The following is an 18,987-nucleotide window of genomic DNA, read 5'->3' on the forward strand; positions in this document are numbered from 1 at the left end:
TCATTGGTATAGCAAAGTGCTGAGTACAAACACAGTGGCTTCCTTGCGGAGAATAGCTCTATACTGTCCTAACATATCTTACTGTGGCTATATATCCTGTTCGGTTGCATCGTCAGTACATGAGCGATATCCTGAAATTGCCTGTTGTGATCGTTGGTTAAATTTTTACCGCAGATGAAGAGGGATGAACGCAGATTAACGCAGATATGAAAACGCGAATTTTTTAGCAACTGATGCTACTGGATATGAAATTAGGCACTAATAATCTAATATTTTAGCATACTTTGTACGAAAGAACCTACTACCTACTACCTTCAGTAATGAACAAAAAAATTATCAAAATTTTAATAGTTGAGGACTCACCAGTAGTAACGCTAGTACTGAAACGAATTTTTGCTTCATCACCGGAAATGGAAGTGGTGGGAACGGCTCAAAACGGTTTAGAGGGATTGGAACTGATTCCCAAAGTTCAGCCAGATGTGATTTGTACTGATCTCCACATGGCGCGAATGAATGGCCTAGAATTTACTAGAGAGGTAATGAGCAAATATCCGCGACCAATTTTGGTAATCAGCGCCTCAGTTCGGCCAGAACATACCTACAATGTATTTCAGTTGCTCGAAGCAGGAGCGATCGATGTTTTTCCTAAGCCGAGCATCCAGTCTCCTCAAGATTATGAGTCGCTCAAGCAGGATCTGATCGGCAAAATCAAAGTTTTGTCTGGTGTGGCCGTTTTTACCCTGCGTCGGCGCAGCAAAGTTACAGGGTTGCAGGTTCCTGGTGGCGGAGGGGAACAAGGACACAACACGGATTTGAACACGGATACACGGACGTCTCTTATGAATAAATTAATCGGTGCATCCGTGCCTTCCGTGTCGTACCCAGTGGGAGAGAATTACAAATTACCCGTTACTAATTACCCATCACCAAATACAAAATACAAAATGGTTGCGATCGGTGCTTCTACTGGTGGCCCACAAGCTTTGCAGACGATTCTTGCCCAACTGCCGAGGAATTTCGCACTGCCCGTTATTTGCGTCCAGCACATCAGCGAGGGATTTTTGCAGGGATTGGTAAATTGGTTGGGGTCGGACTGCAAGCTGCCAGTCAAAATTGCTACGATGGGCGATTTGCCCCAAGCGGGTACAGTTTATTTCCCGCCGGAGGGGCGACATTTAGAGTTGAATTCTCAAGGTAGGTTTGTTTATTCGTCATCTCCACCGCTGTCCGGTCATCGCCCTTCGGTAACGGTAACATTTAATTCGGTGGCGAAGTTCTATGGAAGGGCAGCCGTGGGTATTCTGCTGACGGGGATGGGGCGCGATGGTGCGGACGGTATGCTAGCTCTAGCACAAGCTGGTGGTCTGACTATTGCACAGGATGAGGCGAGTAGTGTGGTGTTTGGGATGCCCAAAGAAGCGATCGCTCTTGGTGCAGCTCAGTATATTTTAGCGATCGGCGAAATCGCCCCCTATCTGCTAGGGAAGAAGGGACTAGGGGCTAGGGGCTAGGGAACAAGGGGTTAGGGGCTAGGGAACAAGGGGCTAGGGAACAAGGGGCTAGGGACTAGGGAACAAGGGGCTAGGGACTAGGGAACAAGGGGCTAGGGAAGAGGGAAGAGCGATGAAAGGATTGACCCCCTGACTGGGTGACAGCTAACTATGGGTCAAAGCCTTACTGCCTGTGGCTTTTACCCATAGTTAGCTGTCAAAAAAATACAGGTCGCTTATTCGGCTCCTAAAGTCCAAAAATGCTTCTCCTGGAGAGGCTTGTGGCAGACCGTCTAGGCCAAGAAGACAAGGCATTAGGCTTCAACAATGAAGCAGGGGACTTCTTTAACAATATCTTATTGGCGATCGCTACATTAGGTATTGCTGGAGTTCTGATTTTGCAGACGGTATTTCTTAGTTAACTCGGTTAAGCTAATCGACTACTAGAAATCTTTCCCCTCTGCCCCGACCTGATGGTCGGTTTTTTTTCCTCAAAAGTGCAATGGAATAGAAAGTGCGAATTTGACGCTAACCAAGACTCAACCCGGTTCCAAGTATTCGTCATTCCTTCCTTCTCTGTTCCGTCCGCTGCACTGTGTGGTTAGGCGGCGTGACTACAACTGAGAGAGTAGTTTGTCATACTCTGCGTGTGAACCAACCCAAAACCAAACGACTATATCTCCGTCTAACTGTCCAACTGCTCGATAACTTTTGCCGATCCGAGCAGAGTAAATTGGCAATTCTTGATGTACTTTTTTGAAGCGCAGACTTGGATGGCTAGGATCTTGCTTGAATTGGCGATATGCCTCGCGTGTTTGCTCTTGAACTTGCTCTGGTAGATCGGCAAATGCTTTGCGGAATTGGATAGTTGTGCGTGACTTCACAATGTTTCTGGATCTAACTCTTGGGTTTGAGAAGCGCGATGCTCAGCCATTGCCTCGGCTGCGAGTTTAGCAAGGGCATTTTGGGAACGCGCAAATGCTGAATCCCATTTAATTTCATCTTCGAGTTCTTCCAGAATCATTGCAGCGATCGCATCCTGCTCATCAGCAGGCAGAGTTTTCAATTTGGCTACCGCACGTTCAAGCAACTCAGTCATGGCTACCGCACTCTTGAAATGAGAATTAATATCCTATCTATTATCGCCTCAACGGACAACTCAAGCAGCCTAAGTATGTATTAGACACCAAAAGTGCGGTCTAATACATACTTAGGCTGTATTTTATTCCCGCACTTACCTGCGATCGCCTCGATCGAGTGCGTCAGGCTGTCCGTCTTAAGCATTTCGATGCGATCGCAGATCTTCTCTAAGGCACACGATCGCCCGCAACTATCTCCCAAAACCACTACAGATGGGAGTTTTCCAAAAGAACTCTCTGCTGTAACTCAATTCTATGTTCGCGCTCAAGCGAAGCCATACCCTGTTCTGGAGCGCGAAGCTCTGTCTCAGAGATGTTTGGCTGTTTCATGTAGACTGAGTTAAGTAGAATATTCAGCACTCCGCCTTGCTCTGCCTGCTGAATAGCTCGATGGGTGATCAACTCGCCCACGTTGAGGATGATGTTGTCCTGGGGATCTAAAATGACGCGAGTGACAGGACGCCCCAACGCTTGCTCGATTCGCTTCTGATGAAAAGCTTTAGTACCCCGACCCTGAACTTCGCTAAACTTCTCTTTCAGGTTTTGCCACAATACACTGGCATTCTCTTGCGCGATCGCAGCCTCTTCCTGAAATTTCGTCCCAGTTCGAGAGAAGGCATCTTTAGTACTGTATCGAGCCGCTTCAGAAGGCTGCAAGCCAACGGCATCAAGTAGGGCAGCTTCACGCCCCCGCACTTTCGCTCTTTCAATCACGATATCCGTTACAATCTGACCGGGAGCGGCGATAATCGTGCCATTTTCATCGCGAAGCAATCGCTGAGCGCGGCGACCTTTGGCTTGATCGACTCCCATCCGAGCCAGTGTGCTCGACAGCGCAATGTTAGCACTACGAGTTGTTCCTTGCAGATGAGTTTCCGCTTGAGTCGTCGTGTCTTGAAAACGTCGATCGATTCCAGCCGTCAGACTTCCACCCGTCGCACGATAGAGCCGATCCAAGATGCCGAGTCGCTGCGCCTCGTCAGCTAGTGACAATGTAACCAGTTGGTCTTTGAGCGCGAACATAGCCCCGTCTTTTGAGGCTACATCGCGATCGAGTTGTTTCCCTAGAGCATATGCCAACTGTTCTTCTGGACTAATCAGTCCGTTCGTAACAGCGGTAACAGCACTGCGACTACCTTGTGCAATGCGATCGCCAGTACCGTTTGCTGCTTCTTGCAGCATCATGTTTGCAGATTCGACACCTTGCTGGATTTTGGCATTCGTTGCCACACCTGCATCTTGCAGCCTAATATTTGCAGATTCTACACCTTGCTGGATTCTGGCATTCGTTGCGACAGCCGCTTGTTGTATCCTTTGATTAGCCGCTTCGCTGGACTCTTGTATTCTGCTACCAGCCGTTTGTACGGCACCGAGAACTCCACCCACTTGCTCCGCCATTAAATCAGCGATTTCAGGCGGCACAAAGGTAATTTCTTCACCAATTTTGACATCATAAGGAGCAGGGATAAAGGAGCGTCCAGAATAAGCATCTGCAAACAGCCCACCCGATGCTTCATAACCCTCAATCCTTCCAGTCTGGTCATCAAAATACAGATCCACAACCGAACCGAGGTAGCGACCGTCTGTAGTCAAAACGCGAGTGCCTTTGAGAACCAAGTTGCGATCGAGAACCTTGTCGATTTTAGGCACTTCGCTTGCGGAAACGATCGCATTATCGTCAGCAACAACGATCGCGTTAGGCCCGATCGCTTTTACCGCTCCCAGTGGAATCACTTTGGCACTACGAAACAGCCCACTTTCCTTGACTAGAAAGCCAAGCAACTCATTATCATCCTGGTCAAAAACTAAGTCTTGAACCCGTGCAATTCTTCTACCTGTATCGTAAGCAATAATAGCTTTATCGATCAGGTCAGTACCTTTTCTCATTTCTGCCTCTTAAATCAATTTTTTTGAATAAATCCGCCAATCCTACTTTTTCCAGAAATGACCTTGCTGACTGGTGTATTGAACGTTTCGACCAAAGCCTGGAACCAAATTCATATAGCCGAAATACTCCAGCGACACACCTGTACCGATCGCGAACAGAAACAGCAGAGCTATAACTGGGTTACCATTAGAACGTTTTCCAATAAGTCTTGGCATACACTTTTTCCTTGTCAAAAGGTAGTTAAACAAACTGCGATACAGCCCCTCTATCCTCTCGTAGCCAGGAGAAGTTAAAGACGAGGCAGTGTTGGCTTATTTAATATTTATAAAAAACTTAGCCTACTGAATCAAATATATTTATATTTGAAAATATTTACATCTATCAATATAAATACCTTTTCAAAGCTGCTCAACAGATAGCAAATTCTGCACGCTCTAGTGAAAAACTGGGTGGTATCACTTCCGTTTAGGTAGTCACAGTATCGGGGTCTTTTGGAATTATTATGCTGATGTTCATGGTGAACATTTTTGTAGGGATACGGCATAATTAAAACTTTGGATGACCGACATTATTTTATTATAGCTAGGGACTAGGGGCTTTCTTGCTAGGGGCTAGGGTCAGAAGGGTTTAGAATCAAGGGTTTGGTGGAATTAAGAATGTCTTAACCGCCCTGGCGGTTGCTATATGTCGTGTCCAAATCTGCATAATTGACAAGGGAAGAACTAAATACATCCAAACAGTGGTGGGGCAGCGACTATAGATAGTTGCTGCCCCAGAGATAGTATTAAGCTATCTAAGTGCTTGATTACGCAGGAATCAACACTGTGTCAATGATGTGGATGACACCGTTATCAGCAGCAACATCTGCTGTTGAGACTTTAGCATCATTCACCTTGACGCCGCCATTGGAAGCGTCAATTTTTACATCTGAACCTTCAACGGTTGTAGCTGATTTCAACTTAACCACGTCAGCCGCCATTACCTTGCCTGAAACGACATGATAAGTCAAGATTTTCTTGAGCTTTGGAATGTCCTTAAGCAGTGCGTCTACTGTGCCTTCGGGAAGCTTAGCAAACGCCTCATCAGTAGGCGCAAAAACGGTGAAGGGGCCAGCGCCTTTTAGAGTATCTACCAAATTGGCAGCCTTGACTGCGGCAACTAGGGTGCTGAAAGAACCAGCATTAACGGCAGTATCAACAATGTCAGCCACGTATTCACCTAGTTTTGTGTCATCTGTTACAAACATAAACTAATTTTCAATAAATAGTATCTACCTTTAGATACTTACCTAATTTATTTAGTTCAAACAATCAATATACTGAATGTTTTTTATACATATATTGATATGTTTTCAATTGTAAGTGTAAATTAACTATAGATAATTTGTCAGATAAATTTTGACTTTCAGAATAAATTACTTATAATTAAACGTAGGGTTGGCATTGCCCACCTCACCCGCTCCACCAAGTTCGGAAGGCGATAGTGGGCAATGCCGTACAAATTATCTTGAGTGCTGAGTCAGCGATAAAGATCAAATTACAAGGTACTCGCGCACCCTATTCCTATGGCGACGCAGATTAGCTAAGGCTTGCATCTCAATCTGACGAACCCGTTCGCGACTCAGACCAAGCAGTTCGCCAATTTCTTGCAAACTCTGCGCTTGGTTGTTTTCCAAACCGAAGCGTAGGATCATAACTTCCCGCTGTCGAGGAGACAATTCTGCTAACAATTGCCGAACATCCTGACGCAATGCTTCGCCCATCATATACTCCTCTGGCGAAGGACTCTCATCTTGCAACATATCAATAAATTCTGTGTCCTGATTTTCTCCGACTCGTAAATCTAAAGAAAACGGTCGTCGGGCTAGCAGCAATAATTTCCTAACTTCGGAGGTGTCTAACTCCAAGACTTGTGCAATTTCTGCTGGCGTCGCATTACGACCCAACTCATGAAAAAGTTGCTTTTGAATCTTCTTGATTTTAGCGATCCTTTCATAAATGTGACTGGGGAGCCGAATGGTGCGACCTTGCTGGGAAATCGCTCTGGTCATCCCTTGACGAATCCACCAGTAAACATAGGTGGACAACTTGTAGCCTTGCTTGGGGTCAAATTTCTCTACACCGCGCTCCAAACCAAGGGTTCCTTCCTGAATCAAGTCCAAAAACTCAACGCCGCGCTTCTGATATTTCTTTGCTATAGAGACCACCAGACGTAAGTTGGCCTCAATCATCTTTTGCTTTGCTTGTTGCCCCTTCGCCAAAACAGAGTTCATCTCGCCCTGCTCCAGATGAGCTTGCAGTGCCCACTCTTCAACACTTGGCTCGCAACCTAAGCTCTGTGCGATCGCTTCTTTACCCTCATATAGAGCCATCATCTGCTGAACTTGCTTGCCATATATGACTTCTTGCTCCTTGGTCAATAAGGGGATTCGACCAATTTCGAGTAGGTAGGTTCGCACCATATCCGTACTGAAGTTGGGTTGAGCCTGGTGTATTGAAGTTGCAGAAATAGACATAAATTTAGTGTTGAATGCGTTAAAATGGGTAGCACCTGCCTCGAATCGTCAAGATGGATTAGGGTTGACTTTGCGATCGCACCTGGGACAGGGAAGTATGAGTACAGAACGAATAAATATCTTTGAGTACCATAATTATCTTCATTTTCTTTGAAAAGTGTACTAAGCTCTAAGGGCCTTTGGGTTGAAGATTCAGCTTAACCTACCGAACTGGTTGGCTTAATAGGTACTTTTATTATGGACGATGAACAAAAATGTGGTGAGTTTACAGCCAATCAATATCGTTGCTTCTCGATCCGCATACAGCTATGAGCCTTCTGCCATAAGCCTTTGAGCGAATTGATTATTTTTAAGGTATTTTCCATAATATTATGCTAGTATGTTTACTAAGGATTATTTTCGGCTGTGTAATTCGTTTGTCAAGCGTTTCTCCGAATCTAACTCTCTACACTCTATGGTTCTCGGAGATTATTTCATGTCAATCTATGTCGGCAATCTATCCTACGAGGTCACCCAGGAAGACCTGAATACAACCTTTGCAGAGTACGGTACGGTCAAGCGGGTTCAGTTGCCTACAGACCGCGAAACAGGTCGTCTGCGTGGATTTGCCTTTATCGAAATGGGGACAGAGGCGGAGGAAACTGCTGCGATTGAAGCCCTTGACGGTGCTGAGTGGATGGGTCGCGACCTGAAGGTGAATAAGGCAAAACCTCGTGAGGAAAGAGGTCCTTCTGGAGGAAGCTGGGGAAATAAGGGCGGTGGCGGCGGTGGCGGCGGTCGGCGCTACTAAGCTCTAAAAGGCGATATCTGTGAGACATCCCATGCCTAAAGGCGTGGGATGTCTTTTTGATTAGGGCACGGAGAAGAAAGCTACCTCAATTAAACGATGCTCTAGCCCTGACGGGTATTTGAACCCAAAATTCAGATCCTTTTCCAGGTTCTGACAGACACTCGATCGTTCCGCCATGCTTCTCTACTACAATTTGGTAGGTAATCGATAGCCCTAGTCCGGTTCCTTTACCCACTGGTTTTGTAGTAAAGAACGGATCGAACAACCTCTTGATAACATCTTCCGTCATGCCTGGGCCATTGTCTTTAATTCTGATGACCACTTTGTCGCCGTCCAGCATTTCAGTGCGAATCCGAATTTCCAGATTTTGGATTTTAGATTTTGGATTTTGGATTGAGAATTGAGAATAATTTTTCCCAGTCAAGAGCCCCCAGTCAATGGTCCTCAGTTCCAGAGCATCGATCGCATTGTTGAGGATATTCATAAATACCTGATTAAGCTGTCCGGCATAACACTCTACAAGCGGCAGTTTGCCGTATTCTTTAATAACTTGAATGCCGGGATTTTGACCGCTTGCTTTTAAGCGACTTTGTAGAATCATCAGGGTGTTATCAATTCCTTCATGAATGTCCACTGCCTTCATTTCTGCTTGATCGAGGCGAGAGAAATTCCGCAGGGATAAAACAATTTGATGAATGCGATCGGCACCTATCTTCATCGAAGACAACAGTTTGGGCAAGTCCTGGACCAGAAATTTCCAGTCAATTGCTTCAATCTTATCTTGAATGGCGGGGACTGGATTGGGATAGGATTCCTCATAGAGATGTAATAACTCCAGCAAGTCTTCTATGTAGTCGCTAGCGTGGATTAGATTGCCATTGATAAAGTTAACTGGGTTGTTGATTTCATGAGCAATTCCTGCCATCATTTGCCCTAAGCTAGACATTTTTTCTTGTTGCACGAGTTGAGCTTGCGTGTGCTGTAACTTATGTAAAGCTGCACTCAGCTGTTGAGCTTGCGCTTGTGCAGCTAAGGTGCTAGCGCGATTTTGGGCGTAGAATTCAGCTCGATCGATCGCGATCGCCACTCGATCGCACACAGCTTGCAGCAGCTCAACTTCACTGTCGCTCCAAGAACGAGAACCATTAGAATGGCTACAGACGATCGCTCCAAACTGACCGGAATGAATTTTAAGCGGTAGCAGCAGTTGCGAGGTAATACCCAATTTGGTTAAAATATCTCGTGTTTCAATATCTAAGTCAGACTTTCTAACTATATCGTCGATGCGAATTATTTCCAAATTACTGATTTTGTTAAGTAAGACGCTAGACTGTTGTGCGGGAAAGTCACCTAATAAACTCTGCAAATTAGAATTTTGGGCTTCATGAGTGATAGTAAACCTTGGGTTTTGAGAATGGGGGAAATACCAGACGAAATGGCATCTATCGATTTGCAATAAACTGCGTACTTCGTTAACAGCAATTTCCAAAATGCTATTTAAATCTAGAGAGTTACGCAACTGATTTGTCAGATGAAGTAGCAAATTCTCCGGTTGATTTTGTTGTTCTTCTTGTTGCACCAAAATACGCTCAATTCCCAACGCCATATTATTGGCTAGCCAACTTAATAGAATATCGTCCTCCTCGGTGAAAGATTGGTTCCCAAAAAGTACCATCACGCCTACCAGACGCTCCTCTACAATTAGAGTATATAATCGACTGGTAAAAGGTGGAAACATGAAACCATAAGGTATTAATTTATTTTTCATACTTACCGCTTCATCCTGTTGGCAAATTATCTGCTTTGGCAAGCTTGCACTATAAATATTCTGGCCAGCAAATGCCCCCATTGAGAGCAAATTTTTATTTTGGTCAAAAGTCCAGATACACACATTGGTTGTGTCCAGATAGTGGGCTATAGTCTCGGTGCAAACTAGGAGAATTTCTGATAAAGTTCCCCCTTTTGACAAAGCCGATCCCACTTCTGCGCCCAAAGTTAATAGGCGCGATCGCGCATTATCTTGCTCAGACGGACGCAATAGCATTGCTTCCTGTACTTTCTCCTGTTGGCCCGTAACTTCGTTCACTGTATTGCTTGACAATAACTTTTTCATTAACTTGTTCTCCTTTGGTTTATTTTCTATTAAAATGTTTCTGTCAATCTAGTGCAAGCAAAACACGATTTATGTATTTTGGTAAACGTATAGAAACTAGGCTTGATATCGAGCCGGAACAATTTTAGAGTTGGACGGGATATTTTTAACCCTTTAACTTTGTTATATAAGTTAACAAAGCCAGGATAAGCTGTAGTTTGCGTACTTCTTATTATATGACAAATAGGGGTAGCGATCGCGTATAGTATATGCAAACACTACCCCGATACTCAATTTCCCCAAAAAAATCAACTAAGATATATGCCTGACATTGTTGATATTGCGGTCGATGCTGGTTCTTTCAAAACTTTGGTGGCAGCTGTCCAAGCCGCTGGTTTAGTGGATACGCTCAAAAGTCCTGGCCCCTTCACCGTCTTTGCTCCGAATGACGACGCCTTTGCCAAGCTGCCACCGGGAACTATACAAACCCTGTTGCAGAATATTCCCCAGCTCGCAAGGATTTTAACCTATCATGTCGTTTCTGGTAAGTTGCTGAAAGCAGATCTAGCCAAAGTTGATGCTGTCATTTCCGTTGAAGGTTCACCTATCAAGATTGATTGCGCTCATGGTTTTGAGGTAAAAAATGCCACGGTTCTAGCACCAGATATCGAAGCAGATAACGGTGTTATTCATGTGATTGACACGGTGATTCTCATGGGGTAAGTTAGCCCTCAAGCTAGGAAATTAGTCAACAAGGCTGTTTAAACCTAAGTACATCTACCTTGAGTAGGGTTTGCCTACTCTAGATACCCTGCCAAGTTTCTACCTTCTTGCAGGGGTAAAAACGTTACTCTTTGTTTCACTATGTAACTGTGAGTTAACAAAACGACGGGATTACTATGACAGTTACGAATGTGAGTGCTTACGATCGAGGTAAAACAGCCTTAAAAAGCTTGAGCGTAGACGACCAACTCGGTTTACTGTGGTTCGTTTATACCAAATTAGGTAAGTCTATAACCCCAGCCGCTCCTGGCGCTTCTGGTTCTGAAATCGCTCAAGGATTGTTCAATCAAGTTAAGCCACTTCCTCATCAAGAGCAGCTGCAAGTTCAGCGCGATATTGCTTCAAGAGCGAATACTCAAATTAGCCGTGAATATGGCTCTTTGAGCCCCGAAACTAAACTCGCTTTTTGGTACTTTTTAGCCCAAGGCATGGAGAACGGTACTATTATTCCCGTGCCTAGTGAATATCAACTTCCCCAAGCCGGAAAAGATTTGTTGGCGAAGATCGAAGGAATGAGTTTTCAAGAACAAATCGATTTCTTACGCGGTGCCGTGTTAGAAATGGGTGCCGAAGCAGCGGGTGGCTCTAGTATTTAGGTTTGGTCAATCAAAGTAATACCATTTCCTTTTGAGAGTGCTACATATTATTTTCTCCCTCGCTAGAGTCACTAGAGTTAGCGAGGGATTTCTAGTTTGAATTTTTATATAGCTATTAAATTGAGTTTCTTAACTTATAGGTTGTGAAAATAGGGGATATCGAATCGAGCGCAATGGTGTAAACTATATGGCAATTGAGTTTCTGCAATTGTTCGCCTCGATCGATTAACAGATACTCTGGCGGCTCTAGTCCGCTGGCCGTCATAGGGCGCATATCTACCCGATCCAGATTATAGATAATCACCACGAGGTCTTGACTGGATTCAAAATAAACTACATAAAATACTTGCTGCTCCAACTCTGTCCTTAGCCTTTGCAGTTCAATGGACTTACCGCAGCCAATGTGAGCGCTAAATAGCTGGCTGGTCAGTCCCGGATGGTGAAATGCGGGCTCTAGCTTCCGGAGCGTTTGGATTTAACAAGGGAAAATAAGCTGTTGTGTATAATAATCTGCGGTTGTCTGGAAGATTTGAACAAATAGCGAGTATTTACTATGCAACGCTTAAGCATAGTAAACTAACCAGTCGAATAGTATCACATATTTGAGGGATGAGGATGACCAGTATTGTATCAGTCTCGCCAGCGGACTTGAGCCAGCGGCGTAAAACCTTGCGTCGCCAAAGGCGTCGCCACACGGTTAACGATATTTGGCGGACTTTAGCGCTCAGCAGTTTGGCCCTGGGTTTACTTTGGGGAAGCACCCAACCGGTGTGGGTAATCCGTAACCCAGAGCAGATCTCTATAGAGGGCAATCAACTTCTTTCCTCTAGAACGATTCGGTCTCTGTTATCCTTATCCTATCCCCAGTCTTTGCTTCGGATTGAACCTCAAGCGCTTGCTGCAAAACTGGAGTCGAGGCAGTCGCTGATTGCCAAAGCTACAGTTACCCGGCAGCTATTCCCGCCCAGCCTGACAGTACAAATTCAGGAAAGACAGCCGGTGGCTTTAGCGTGTACAAACGTTCGATGCAGCCTCTCGATAGCCGCAAAAGATGAAAAAACGCGATCCCAACAATCGACTGTGGGGTTACTTGATGAAAAGGGTGCTTGGATGCCTATAAAAAGCAACCCCAGCATAGATAAGTCGTTTCCGTTACCAAAGCTGAAAATTATCGGTTCTAGAGAGAAGTATCTCCCATACTGGTCTCAACTTTATCAAGTAGTTCGTCGTAGTCCTGTGAAAGTTTCTGAGATAGACTGGCAAGACCCGGAAAATTTAATCTTGAAAACTGAGTTAGGAATCGTACATCTGGGCTCGTACAGTTCCCAGTTGGTGGAGCAGCAACTCAAAGTTCTGGATCGCTTGAGGCAATTGTCAGCTAAACTTAATGGACGCCAAATTGCCTACATTGACCTCAAAAAACCAGAAGCCCCAGCGATTCAACTGCTAGAACCAGCAAGTTCGGACAAAGATCCCGATACTCGCTAAAAACCGATCGCAGAGATCGTAACCGTAGGGCTATTAGAAAAAGGCGTTTTCAACCGAAAAATCGGCCTTGTCACTATTATTGGTTTTTCAACCGACATAGCCTATAGTTGACTTGAGCTACCTAAAATTGAAAAGTTGTTTACCAGCTATTTTTGAAGAGCAATGACGCTTAATAATAAACAGGGGCTCGCTTTTAACCGTTCCCAAGCAGAGGGACAACCGGGTTTGGCACCGACGGTGGACGCCGTTAATCCCTATACTGTATTTCAGTTCGGTCAAGTTCGCGATGCCAAAGGTATGGCTGAGGAAACATCTCGAAGTAGCGATATCGTGCCAAGTCGGATAGCCAAAATTAAGGTGATTGGCGTCGGCGGGGGTGGAAGCAATGCGGTTAACCGCATGATCGCCAGCGATCTTGCTGGTGTGGAGTTTTGGGCGATTAATACAGATGCTCAAGCTCTGACTTTATCATCTGCCTCAAGACGCTTGCAAGTGGGACAGAAATTGACGCGGGGGCTGGGAGCGGGCGGCAATCCGGCGATCGGTCAGAAAGCCGCTGAGGAGTCCCGCGACGAAATTGCCGCAGCTGTAGCCAATTCGGATCTCGTTTTTATTACGGCTGGGATGGGAGGCGGTACGGGTACTGGTGCAGCACCAATCGTTGCTGAAACCGCAAAGGAAGTAGGCGCTTTAACCGTTGGGGTGGTAACTCGTCCTTTTTTGTTTGAAGGACGGCGGCGCACCAACCAGGCGGAGGAAGGCATTGCGGCTTTGCAAAGTCGGGTAGATACGCTGATTATTATTCCGAACGATCGCCTGCTGTCGGTGATCCCAGAGACAACGCCGGTGCAGGAGGCTTTTCGGGTAGCAGATGACATTCTGCGTCAGGGTGTGCAGGGGATCTCGGATATCATCACTATCCCTGGCTTAGTTAATGTTGACTTTGCCGATGTCCGCGCTATTATGGCGGATGCAGGCTCAGCTTTGATGGGGATCGGTGTTGGTTCTGGCAAATCCCGTGCCAGAGAGGCGGCGATCGCAGCTATTTCCTCTCCCTTGCTGGAAGCTTCGGTGGATGGAGCCAAAGGCGTGGTGTTTAATATTACGGGTGGAACCGATCTGACTTTGCACGAAGTCAATGCGGCTGCGGAAACTATCTACGAAGTAGTCGATCCCAACGCCAATATTATTTTTGGGGCAGTTATTGATGAAAGGCTGCAAGGCGAAATTAGGATTACGGTGATTGCGACTGGGTTTAGTGGCGAACCGCAAGGCTCAACGCAATCGCGGGGTGCTAGGGTTCAACCACCGCGATCGATATCACAGGCCCCAACTAACCCTCCCACAACTACTGAGTCCCCAGATAAACCAGGTGGCTTGGACATACCGGAGTTTCTCCAAAGGAGACGTCCGCCGAAATAAGGCCAAAACTTACCTATCAAGCCGTAATTTCGCTCCTAGCCTATGCAGTACGGGTCGGCGACGGCAAAGGGGTCTGCTTTGCCGCCCAATGGTCCAGAATCTTTCATCCTTTTGGTAGTATGAGGGCAAGAACTGGCTTAAGCGTACCTGTAGCTATGACTGTAGCTGGTTCCGATAGTGGTGGCGGTGCTGGAATTCAGGCCGATTTACGGACATTTGCCTTTCACTGCGTTCACGGCACCAGCGCCATCACCTGCGTGACGGCTCAGAATACTTTGGGCGTCACACGAGTTGACGCTCTACCGGCTGCGGCTGTTATAGCCCAAATTGAGGCAGTGGTTGCAGATATGGGGGTGCAAGCGACCAAAACGGGAATGCTGCTCAACCAGGAGATTATCTCCGCAGTGGCCGATCGCATAGAAGCTTTAGGGCTGAATAACTTGGTGGTCGATCCGGTGATGGTGTCGCGTACAGGTGCCCAATTGATTGACAATGATGCGGTAATGTGCTTGCGCTCCAAGCTGATCCCCCAAGCGGCGATCGTAACGCCAAATCGTTATGAAGCGCAAATTTTAAGTGGGTTGGAGATTCTGACTCTGGATGATATGCGATCGGCAGCACAGCGTATTCACCGACTGGGATCTACTGCTGTTTTGGTCAAGGGAGGCGGGATGCAGGGGAGTCTGCGTGGTGTGGATGTTTGGTTTGATGGTAGTCGGCTGGAAACTTTGAGTGCATCGACGGTAGAGACGACGAATACTCACGGTACTGGTTGTACTCTCGCAGCTGCGATCGCAGCTAATCTAGCACTAGGCAAAGATTTATTCTCTGCTGTTCGACTGGCAAAGGATTATGTCAGCGCCGCTTTGCAGTATGCTTTAAATATCGGTCAGGGTCAAGGGCCGGTGGGACACTTTTTTCCCTTATTGCAGAAGCCTCTGTAGGAATAAAAAAGAATATTTTAAATCAGCTTGTGATATTTTCCCGATCTGGACTATTCTGAGGCATAGTTATACAGGTCGCCTCTGTCTGACGCAACTCTAGGTAAAGCGAAGAAGCTTATGACATCTAACTTCAATCCCAAGCAATCGGTGCCCAATGCGAGTGCAGGTCATAATCCCCAAACAGCACCCGGTGCTTACTCACCTTCCGTACCAATTTCGCTTTATAGAGAACTCGCAGCAGAGTTGCAAGCGACTAAGGTGATGCTGGACTCGCTGAATAACCAAAATCAGCAGATTACTCAACAAAATCAACAGCTGCGTCGGGAAATTGAAAAGGTTGTTCATGCGAGTCTCCATCTACAGCAGATAGCGGACTCTTCTGTACCAAGTGGCTGGAGTCAACCTTCCTACACTCATCCCGAATTAAGAAACGAACCGGGCCGATCTATACCAGAAGCACCTCAGATGCCTCGTCGGACTCGTTCTGTTTCCAACGCTACCCCTTCTGCGCCTGGGGTAGATATCTCAACCATTTTCCAAGAAATGGAATCGATAGACTCTGGGTTACCCGCAAAATTAGTGATAGAACAGCCAGAAACCCGCAATCGTCGTCGATCTGGGCCAGAAAAAAGTTCTGAGGTGAATGGATGGTGGTTGACGTTGGCGATCGTTATGATTGTGGTGACGGCGTTCGGTGCTGGTTATTTGATTATGCGTCCGATGTTACCGAAGCGATAAACTGGTAAAAGAAGCGATCGCATTTAGGATTGAGGATGTTTGGGTGCGATCGCAACTCGAAAACCGATCGCATTTAGTAACTCTACGAAAGTGTAAATTTCAGTAGCATTACTTTCTGTTAGAATGCGATCGAGTTTTTCATGCAACTGTTTCGCTGAATCAGAAAGTCGATCGCTTTTCGCACAAGACTCAACCACATTTCTAATTGCCTTTCGTAGTAATATTGGTTGGTCGCCTCCTTCTTCCAGCACCACCTCAATATAACCCGCCGCTTCTTCGCGGTTTTTAAGAGACTCAATTAGGTAGTCGTGATAGCTATCACTCGTTGGCGTTTTCAGATTTTTCATAATCAGCCCAATACTCCTTAGCTTTGCGAATATCTCGATCTTGAGTGCTTTTATCTCCACCACAGAGGAGAAGTACAATAATAGATTCTATTTGTCCAAAATAGACTCGATAACCAGGGCCATAATCAATTCTAAGCTCAAAAACTCCTTCTCCAACTGAACGGCAATCCCCTAAATTGCCTTCCTCAATTCGGTCAAGCCTCAACTGAATCCGGTTTTTGGCTTTTGGATCTCGAAGGGAATCCAACCACTGAGCAAAAGGAACTCTGCCATCTTGGGTAATATAACGTCGAATTTGCTTTGGTTGCACTTCCATGATTTCATTGTAGCCGCTTACCATAATAATATTAGGGCAAATGCCTGGGTGCGATCGCGCTATTCGTCGGCGTCAGCGCGTATCGCTACTCGAAAACCCAGTTCATCCAGTAATTCAATAAAAGTGTAAATTTCAGAAGCATTACTTTCTGTCAGTATCTTGTCAAGTTTTTCATGACACTGCTTCGCAGAATCTGAGAGTTTATTGCTTTTTAGATAAGCCTCTGCAACTTTTCTAAGCGCATTGCGGAGCAGTTCCGGTTCGGGATCTTTTTCTTCTAAGATAGTTTCAATAAAGCCAGCAGCGTGTTCGGGGTCTTTCAGACATTCAATTAGAAACTCGCGGTAGCTATCGCTAGTTGGCATTTTCACGCTTTTCATATTCTTCCCAATACTCCTTAGCTTTGGTGATATCTTCTTGTTGGGTGCTTTTATCTCCGCCACATAGAAGAAGCACAATAGTTGTTCCTAGTTGTCCAAAGTAGATCCGATAGCCTGGGCCATAGTTGATTCTCAATTCAGAAATGCCTTCACCAACAGATCGACAGTCACCAAAATTACCTAGTTCAACTCGTTCAGTTCCTGTTATCCAGAGCGTTCCTATTACGATTCGCACTACGGCAATTCGCAGGAGAGTTGTTCCAAGAACCTCCACGCTCCATCCGGAAGTGTCTGCCCCAAACTTAATCATATCATCAAATTTGTAGGGTGCGTCAGAAGAATAAAATTAATCATTGCCGCCAAAATTTTGCCCTCTGACGCACCCTACAGACTCTTGTGTTATTAATATTCAGTCCACTTCAGTGGACTTTCGCTATTAGCCTGGGATTTGAATCCCAGGCGGGTCTGGTAACTGGCACAAGATATAATTTACTCCTATTTTCAAAAAAAAAATTTTGATCCGCCGTAGGCGGAAGAAGTGAAAAGGGAAAAGAAGGGAAAAGGGTAAAAGGGTAAAAGAGAAAAGGGAAGAGTCCTGGCAAAGGAGACTACAAAAGGAATCCGGACGATACCGCTACCCGAAATCCCAAAATGACGTACCAGTAATCCAGAGCGCCACTATTACGACTCGCACTACGGCAGTACGCAGGAGAGTTGAACCAAGAACCTCCACGCACCAACCGGATATTATTTCCACCAGACTCCCAAACACTTCCATCAGACGTAGCACCATTATAATTTTCGTGATAAGAATCAGCACACCATTCCCAAACATTCCCGTGCATATCATAAAGTCCAAAAGCATTCGGTGGAAAACTTCCCACATCAGTTGTTTGTTGACGATCAATTCCTTTCCATTCAGAACCATAAATAGAACTTCCGTTGTAATTAGCTAAATCCGTAGTAATAGTTTCTCCAAAATAGAAAGGTGTAGTAGTTCCCGCACGACAAGCATATTCCCATTCAGCTTCGCTTGGTAAACGATAAGTTTTCCCCGTTTTTATAGAAAGTCGGGCGCAAAATTCCTGTGCTTCATTCCAAGGTACATTTTGTACAGGTCGATTTGCACCTTTAAAGCGTGATGGATTAGCATTCAAAGATATATTAATTTGCGGTAAAGCAGCGACAACTTTCCATTGAGCTTGAGTTACTTCATATTTCCCCATAAAAAAAGGTGCCACAGTTACTTGATGCTGTGGCCCTTCATCGCTATCCCGTCCTTTCTCCGTCTCCGGCGAACCCATCATAAAAGTACCACCAGGAATCGATACCATTTTCAGAAAAACTCCCTTCCCCAAGTCTTCTGGAAAGCCTCGGGCTTCCTGACTGCGACGACTAATTTCTTGCCCAAATTCATTAACTGTTATAACATCAAACTGGCTGCGGGGAAAAAATTTATTTAGTTGCTGTTTAACTTTTGGTTCTGTTCTATCTTTGAGCAGGGAATAAGCAGTAAATTTAATCTGATTTGATTTATCTTGCAAAGCTTGAATAATTAAGTCTAAGCCTGCTTCTTCATATTTAAGTGCGTCTTTCAGTGCAGCAACTCTTACTTCTATTTCTGGATTAGCTAAACGTCGTTTAACGCCTTCGATTCCTCCTAAGACAACGGCATTAATAGGTGGCGTATTTTGACCACCCATTACGACATCATAAGCTCTCGGTTGATTGGGATTTTCTGTCATTATGATTAACCTTCAGTAATTGATAGTACTGTAAAGCTTCTTCCTTGGAAAGTCGCTCTTCATTTTCAGCTTCTGCAATTAACTTTGCCAAGCCGTAATCTTCTAATATTTCCTCAATTTTTTCAAATTCAGCAATCGGAATTTGTACGGCTATGGGTTGCTGATTATCATCAAAAACAATGTTTTTATGAATTTCCAGCATTATTGTGTTTGTAATTCGCAATTGTTTCACTGTGGATACAGCGGTTCCCGCTGTTATGAGGTACAGTAGCAGCAATTAGCAAACCAATTTCTTAAATGTAGAGGATTGATTA

At 45.3% G+C, this 18,987-nt stretch carries 24 protein-coding genes; 9 read left to right on the forward strand and 15 right to left on the reverse strand.

Translation table 11 applies throughout. The annotated features are described in order from the left end of the window. The first annotated feature begins 320 nt into the window (after positions 1–320). Together cheB and LAY41_RS28315 are read left to right on the forward strand one after the other, a co-directional pair. The gene (gene cheB / locus LAY41_RS28310; RefSeq protein ID WP_249105388.1) at positions 321–1,511 is read left to right on the forward strand and encodes a chemotaxis-specific protein-glutamate methyltransferase CheB; all 1,191 of its coding nucleotides are present in this window, start codon (positions 321–323) and stop codon (positions 1,509–1,511) included. A gap of 260 nt (positions 1,512–1,771) precedes the next feature. After that, the gene (locus LAY41_RS28315; protein ID WP_249105390.1) at positions 1,772–1,912 is read left to right on the forward strand and encodes a hypothetical protein; all 141 of its coding nucleotides are present in this window, start codon (positions 1,772–1,774) and stop codon (positions 1,910–1,912) included. Positions 1,913–2,104: 192 nt separating this feature from the next. On the opposite strand, the gene LAY41_RS28320 is transcribed toward LAY41_RS28315, so the two are convergent. The 7 genes from LAY41_RS28320 to LAY41_RS28350 all read right to left on the reverse strand — a co-directional run bounded on the left by LAY41_RS28320 (position 2,105) and on the right by LAY41_RS28350 (position 7,032). Continuing rightward, entirely contained in the window at positions 2,105–2,374 is a 270-nt protein-coding gene (locus LAY41_RS28320; protein ID WP_249105392.1) for a type II toxin-antitoxin system RelE family toxin, read from the reverse strand. Then, positions 2,371–2,589 (reverse strand): hypothetical protein, encoded by a 219-nt coding sequence (locus LAY41_RS28325; RefSeq protein WP_249105394.1) that lies wholly within the window; start codon positions 2,587–2,589, stop codon positions 2,371–2,373. The genes LAY41_RS28320 and LAY41_RS28325 overlap by 4 nt, the downstream gene beginning before the upstream one ends. Positions 2,590–2,669: 80 nt before the next feature. After that, positions 2,670–2,837, reverse strand: coding sequence for a hypothetical protein (locus LAY41_RS28330; RefSeq protein WP_249105396.1), 168 nt, complete (start codon positions 2,835–2,837; stop codon positions 2,670–2,672). Beyond that, positions 2,837–4,516 (reverse strand): PRC-barrel domain-containing protein, encoded by a 1,680-nt coding sequence (locus tag LAY41_RS28335; RefSeq protein WP_249105398.1) that lies wholly within the window; start codon positions 4,514–4,516, stop codon positions 2,837–2,839. Before LAY41_RS28335 ends, LAY41_RS28330 begins: the two co-directional genes overlap by 1 nt. 42 nt (positions 4,517–4,558) lie before the next feature. Continuing rightward, positions 4,559–4,732 (reverse strand): hypothetical protein, encoded by a 174-nt coding sequence (locus tag LAY41_RS28340; protein ID WP_249105400.1) that lies wholly within the window; start codon positions 4,730–4,732, stop codon positions 4,559–4,561. A 590-nt stretch (positions 4,733–5,322) separates the two neighbouring features. Beyond that, positions 5,323–5,727 (reverse strand): fasciclin domain-containing protein, encoded by a 405-nt coding sequence (locus LAY41_RS28345; protein ID WP_249105402.1) that lies wholly within the window; start codon positions 5,725–5,727, stop codon positions 5,323–5,325. 321 nt (positions 5,728–6,048) lie between these two features. After that, entirely contained in the window at positions 6,049–7,032 is a 984-nt protein-coding gene (locus tag LAY41_RS28350) for an RNA polymerase sigma factor, RpoD/SigA family (RefSeq protein ID WP_249105405.1), read from the reverse strand. A 475-nt stretch (positions 7,033–7,507) separates the two neighbouring features. On the opposite strand from LAY41_RS28350, the gene LAY41_RS28355 reads away from it, so the two are divergent. Continuing rightward, a complete protein-coding gene (locus LAY41_RS28355) occupies positions 7,508–7,822 on the forward strand; it encodes an RNA recognition motif domain-containing protein (protein ID WP_249105407.1) in 315 nt (104 codons plus the stop codon). A gap of 85 nt (positions 7,823–7,907) precedes the next feature. On the opposite strand, the gene LAY41_RS28360 is transcribed toward LAY41_RS28355, so the two are convergent. Continuing rightward, entirely contained in the window at positions 7,908–9,935 is a 2,028-nt protein-coding gene (locus LAY41_RS28360) for a GAF domain-containing sensor histidine kinase (RefSeq protein WP_249105410.1), read from the reverse strand. Between the two features lie 300 nt (positions 9,936–10,235). On the opposite strand from LAY41_RS28360, the gene LAY41_RS28365 reads away from it, so the two are divergent. Next, positions 10,236–10,637, forward strand: coding sequence for a fasciclin domain-containing protein (locus tag LAY41_RS28365; protein ID WP_249105412.1), 402 nt, complete (start codon positions 10,236–10,238; stop codon positions 10,635–10,637). A 176-nt stretch (positions 10,638–10,813) separates the two neighbouring features. Then, a complete protein-coding gene (locus tag LAY41_RS28370; RefSeq protein WP_249105414.1) occupies positions 10,814–11,293 on the forward strand; it encodes an orange carotenoid protein N-terminal domain-containing protein in 480 nt (159 codons plus the stop codon). A gap of 115 nt (positions 11,294–11,408) precedes the next feature. Here the strand turns inward: LAY41_RS28370 and LAY41_RS28375 are convergent, their stop codons facing one another. Further along, entirely contained in the window at positions 11,409–11,651 is a 243-nt protein-coding gene (locus LAY41_RS28375; RefSeq protein WP_338023069.1) for a hypothetical protein, read from the reverse strand. Positions 11,652–11,908: 257 nt separating this feature from the next. Between LAY41_RS28375 and LAY41_RS28380 the strand changes: the two genes are divergently transcribed. The 4 genes from LAY41_RS28380 to LAY41_RS28395 all read left to right on the forward strand — a co-directional run bounded on the left by LAY41_RS28380 (position 11,909) and on the right by LAY41_RS28395 (position 15,885). After that, on the forward strand, positions 11,909–12,781 hold the full coding sequence (locus tag LAY41_RS28380) for a cell division protein FtsQ/DivIB (protein WP_249105416.1): 873 nt from the start codon (positions 11,909–11,911) through the stop codon (positions 12,779–12,781). Between the two features lie 162 nt (positions 12,782–12,943). Further along, entirely contained in the window at positions 12,944–14,203 is a 1,260-nt protein-coding gene (gene ftsZ / locus LAY41_RS28385) for a cell division protein FtsZ (protein ID WP_275974450.1), read from the forward strand. Positions 14,204–14,322: 119 nt separating this feature from the next. Next, the gene (thiD, locus tag LAY41_RS28390; RefSeq protein WP_249105418.1) at positions 14,323–15,147 is read left to right on the forward strand and encodes a bifunctional hydroxymethylpyrimidine kinase/phosphomethylpyrimidine kinase; all 825 of its coding nucleotides are present in this window, start codon (positions 14,323–14,325) and stop codon (positions 15,145–15,147) included. A 117-nt stretch (positions 15,148–15,264) separates the two neighbouring features. Then, the gene (locus tag LAY41_RS28395) at positions 15,265–15,885 is read left to right on the forward strand and encodes a hypothetical protein (protein ID WP_249105420.1); all 621 of its coding nucleotides are present in this window, start codon (positions 15,265–15,267) and stop codon (positions 15,883–15,885) included. A 23-nt stretch (positions 15,886–15,908) separates the two neighbouring features. On the opposite strand, the gene LAY41_RS28400 is transcribed toward LAY41_RS28395, so the two are convergent. The 6 genes from LAY41_RS28400 to LAY41_RS28425 form a co-directional block, all read right to left on the reverse strand. Beyond that, positions 15,909–16,232: a transcriptional regulator gene (locus LAY41_RS28400; RefSeq protein ID WP_249105422.1), complete on the reverse strand. Its 324-nt coding sequence runs from the start codon at positions 16,230–16,232 to the stop codon at positions 15,909–15,911. Then, positions 16,204–16,548 carry a type II toxin-antitoxin system RelE/ParE family toxin gene (locus LAY41_RS28405; RefSeq protein WP_249065131.1) on the reverse strand — a complete coding sequence of 115 codons (345 nt, stop codon included), beginning with the start codon at positions 16,546–16,548 and terminating at the stop codon, positions 16,204–16,206. The genes LAY41_RS28400 and LAY41_RS28405 overlap by 29 nt, the downstream gene beginning before the upstream one ends. A 59-nt stretch (positions 16,549–16,607) precedes the next feature. After that, positions 16,608–16,913, reverse strand: a complete 306-nt coding sequence (locus LAY41_RS28410) for a helix-turn-helix domain-containing transcriptional regulator (RefSeq protein ID WP_249105424.1) — start codon at positions 16,911–16,913, stop codon at positions 16,608–16,610. Continuing rightward, entirely contained in the window at positions 16,903–17,238 is a 336-nt protein-coding gene (locus LAY41_RS28415; RefSeq protein ID WP_249105426.1) for a type II toxin-antitoxin system RelE/ParE family toxin, read from the reverse strand. Before LAY41_RS28415 ends, LAY41_RS28410 begins: the two co-directional genes overlap by 11 nt. Positions 17,239–17,536: 298 nt before the next feature. Further along, complete coding sequence (locus LAY41_RS28420) at positions 17,537–18,673, reverse strand: formylglycine-generating enzyme family protein (protein ID WP_338023070.1); 1,137 nt, start codon at positions 18,671–18,673, stop codon at positions 17,537–17,539. Then, positions 18,639–18,875, reverse strand: coding sequence for a hypothetical protein (locus LAY41_RS28425; RefSeq protein WP_249105428.1), 237 nt, complete (start codon positions 18,873–18,875; stop codon positions 18,639–18,641). The genes LAY41_RS28420 and LAY41_RS28425 overlap by 35 nt, the downstream gene beginning before the upstream one ends. Between the last annotated feature and the right edge of the window lie 112 nt (positions 18,876–18,987).

Origin of the sequence: Argonema galeatum A003/A1, from assembly GCF_023333595.1 — a bacterium.
GTDB classification, from domain to species: Bacteria; Cyanobacteriota; Cyanobacteriia; order Cyanobacteriales; family Aerosakkonemataceae; genus Argonema; species Argonema galeatum.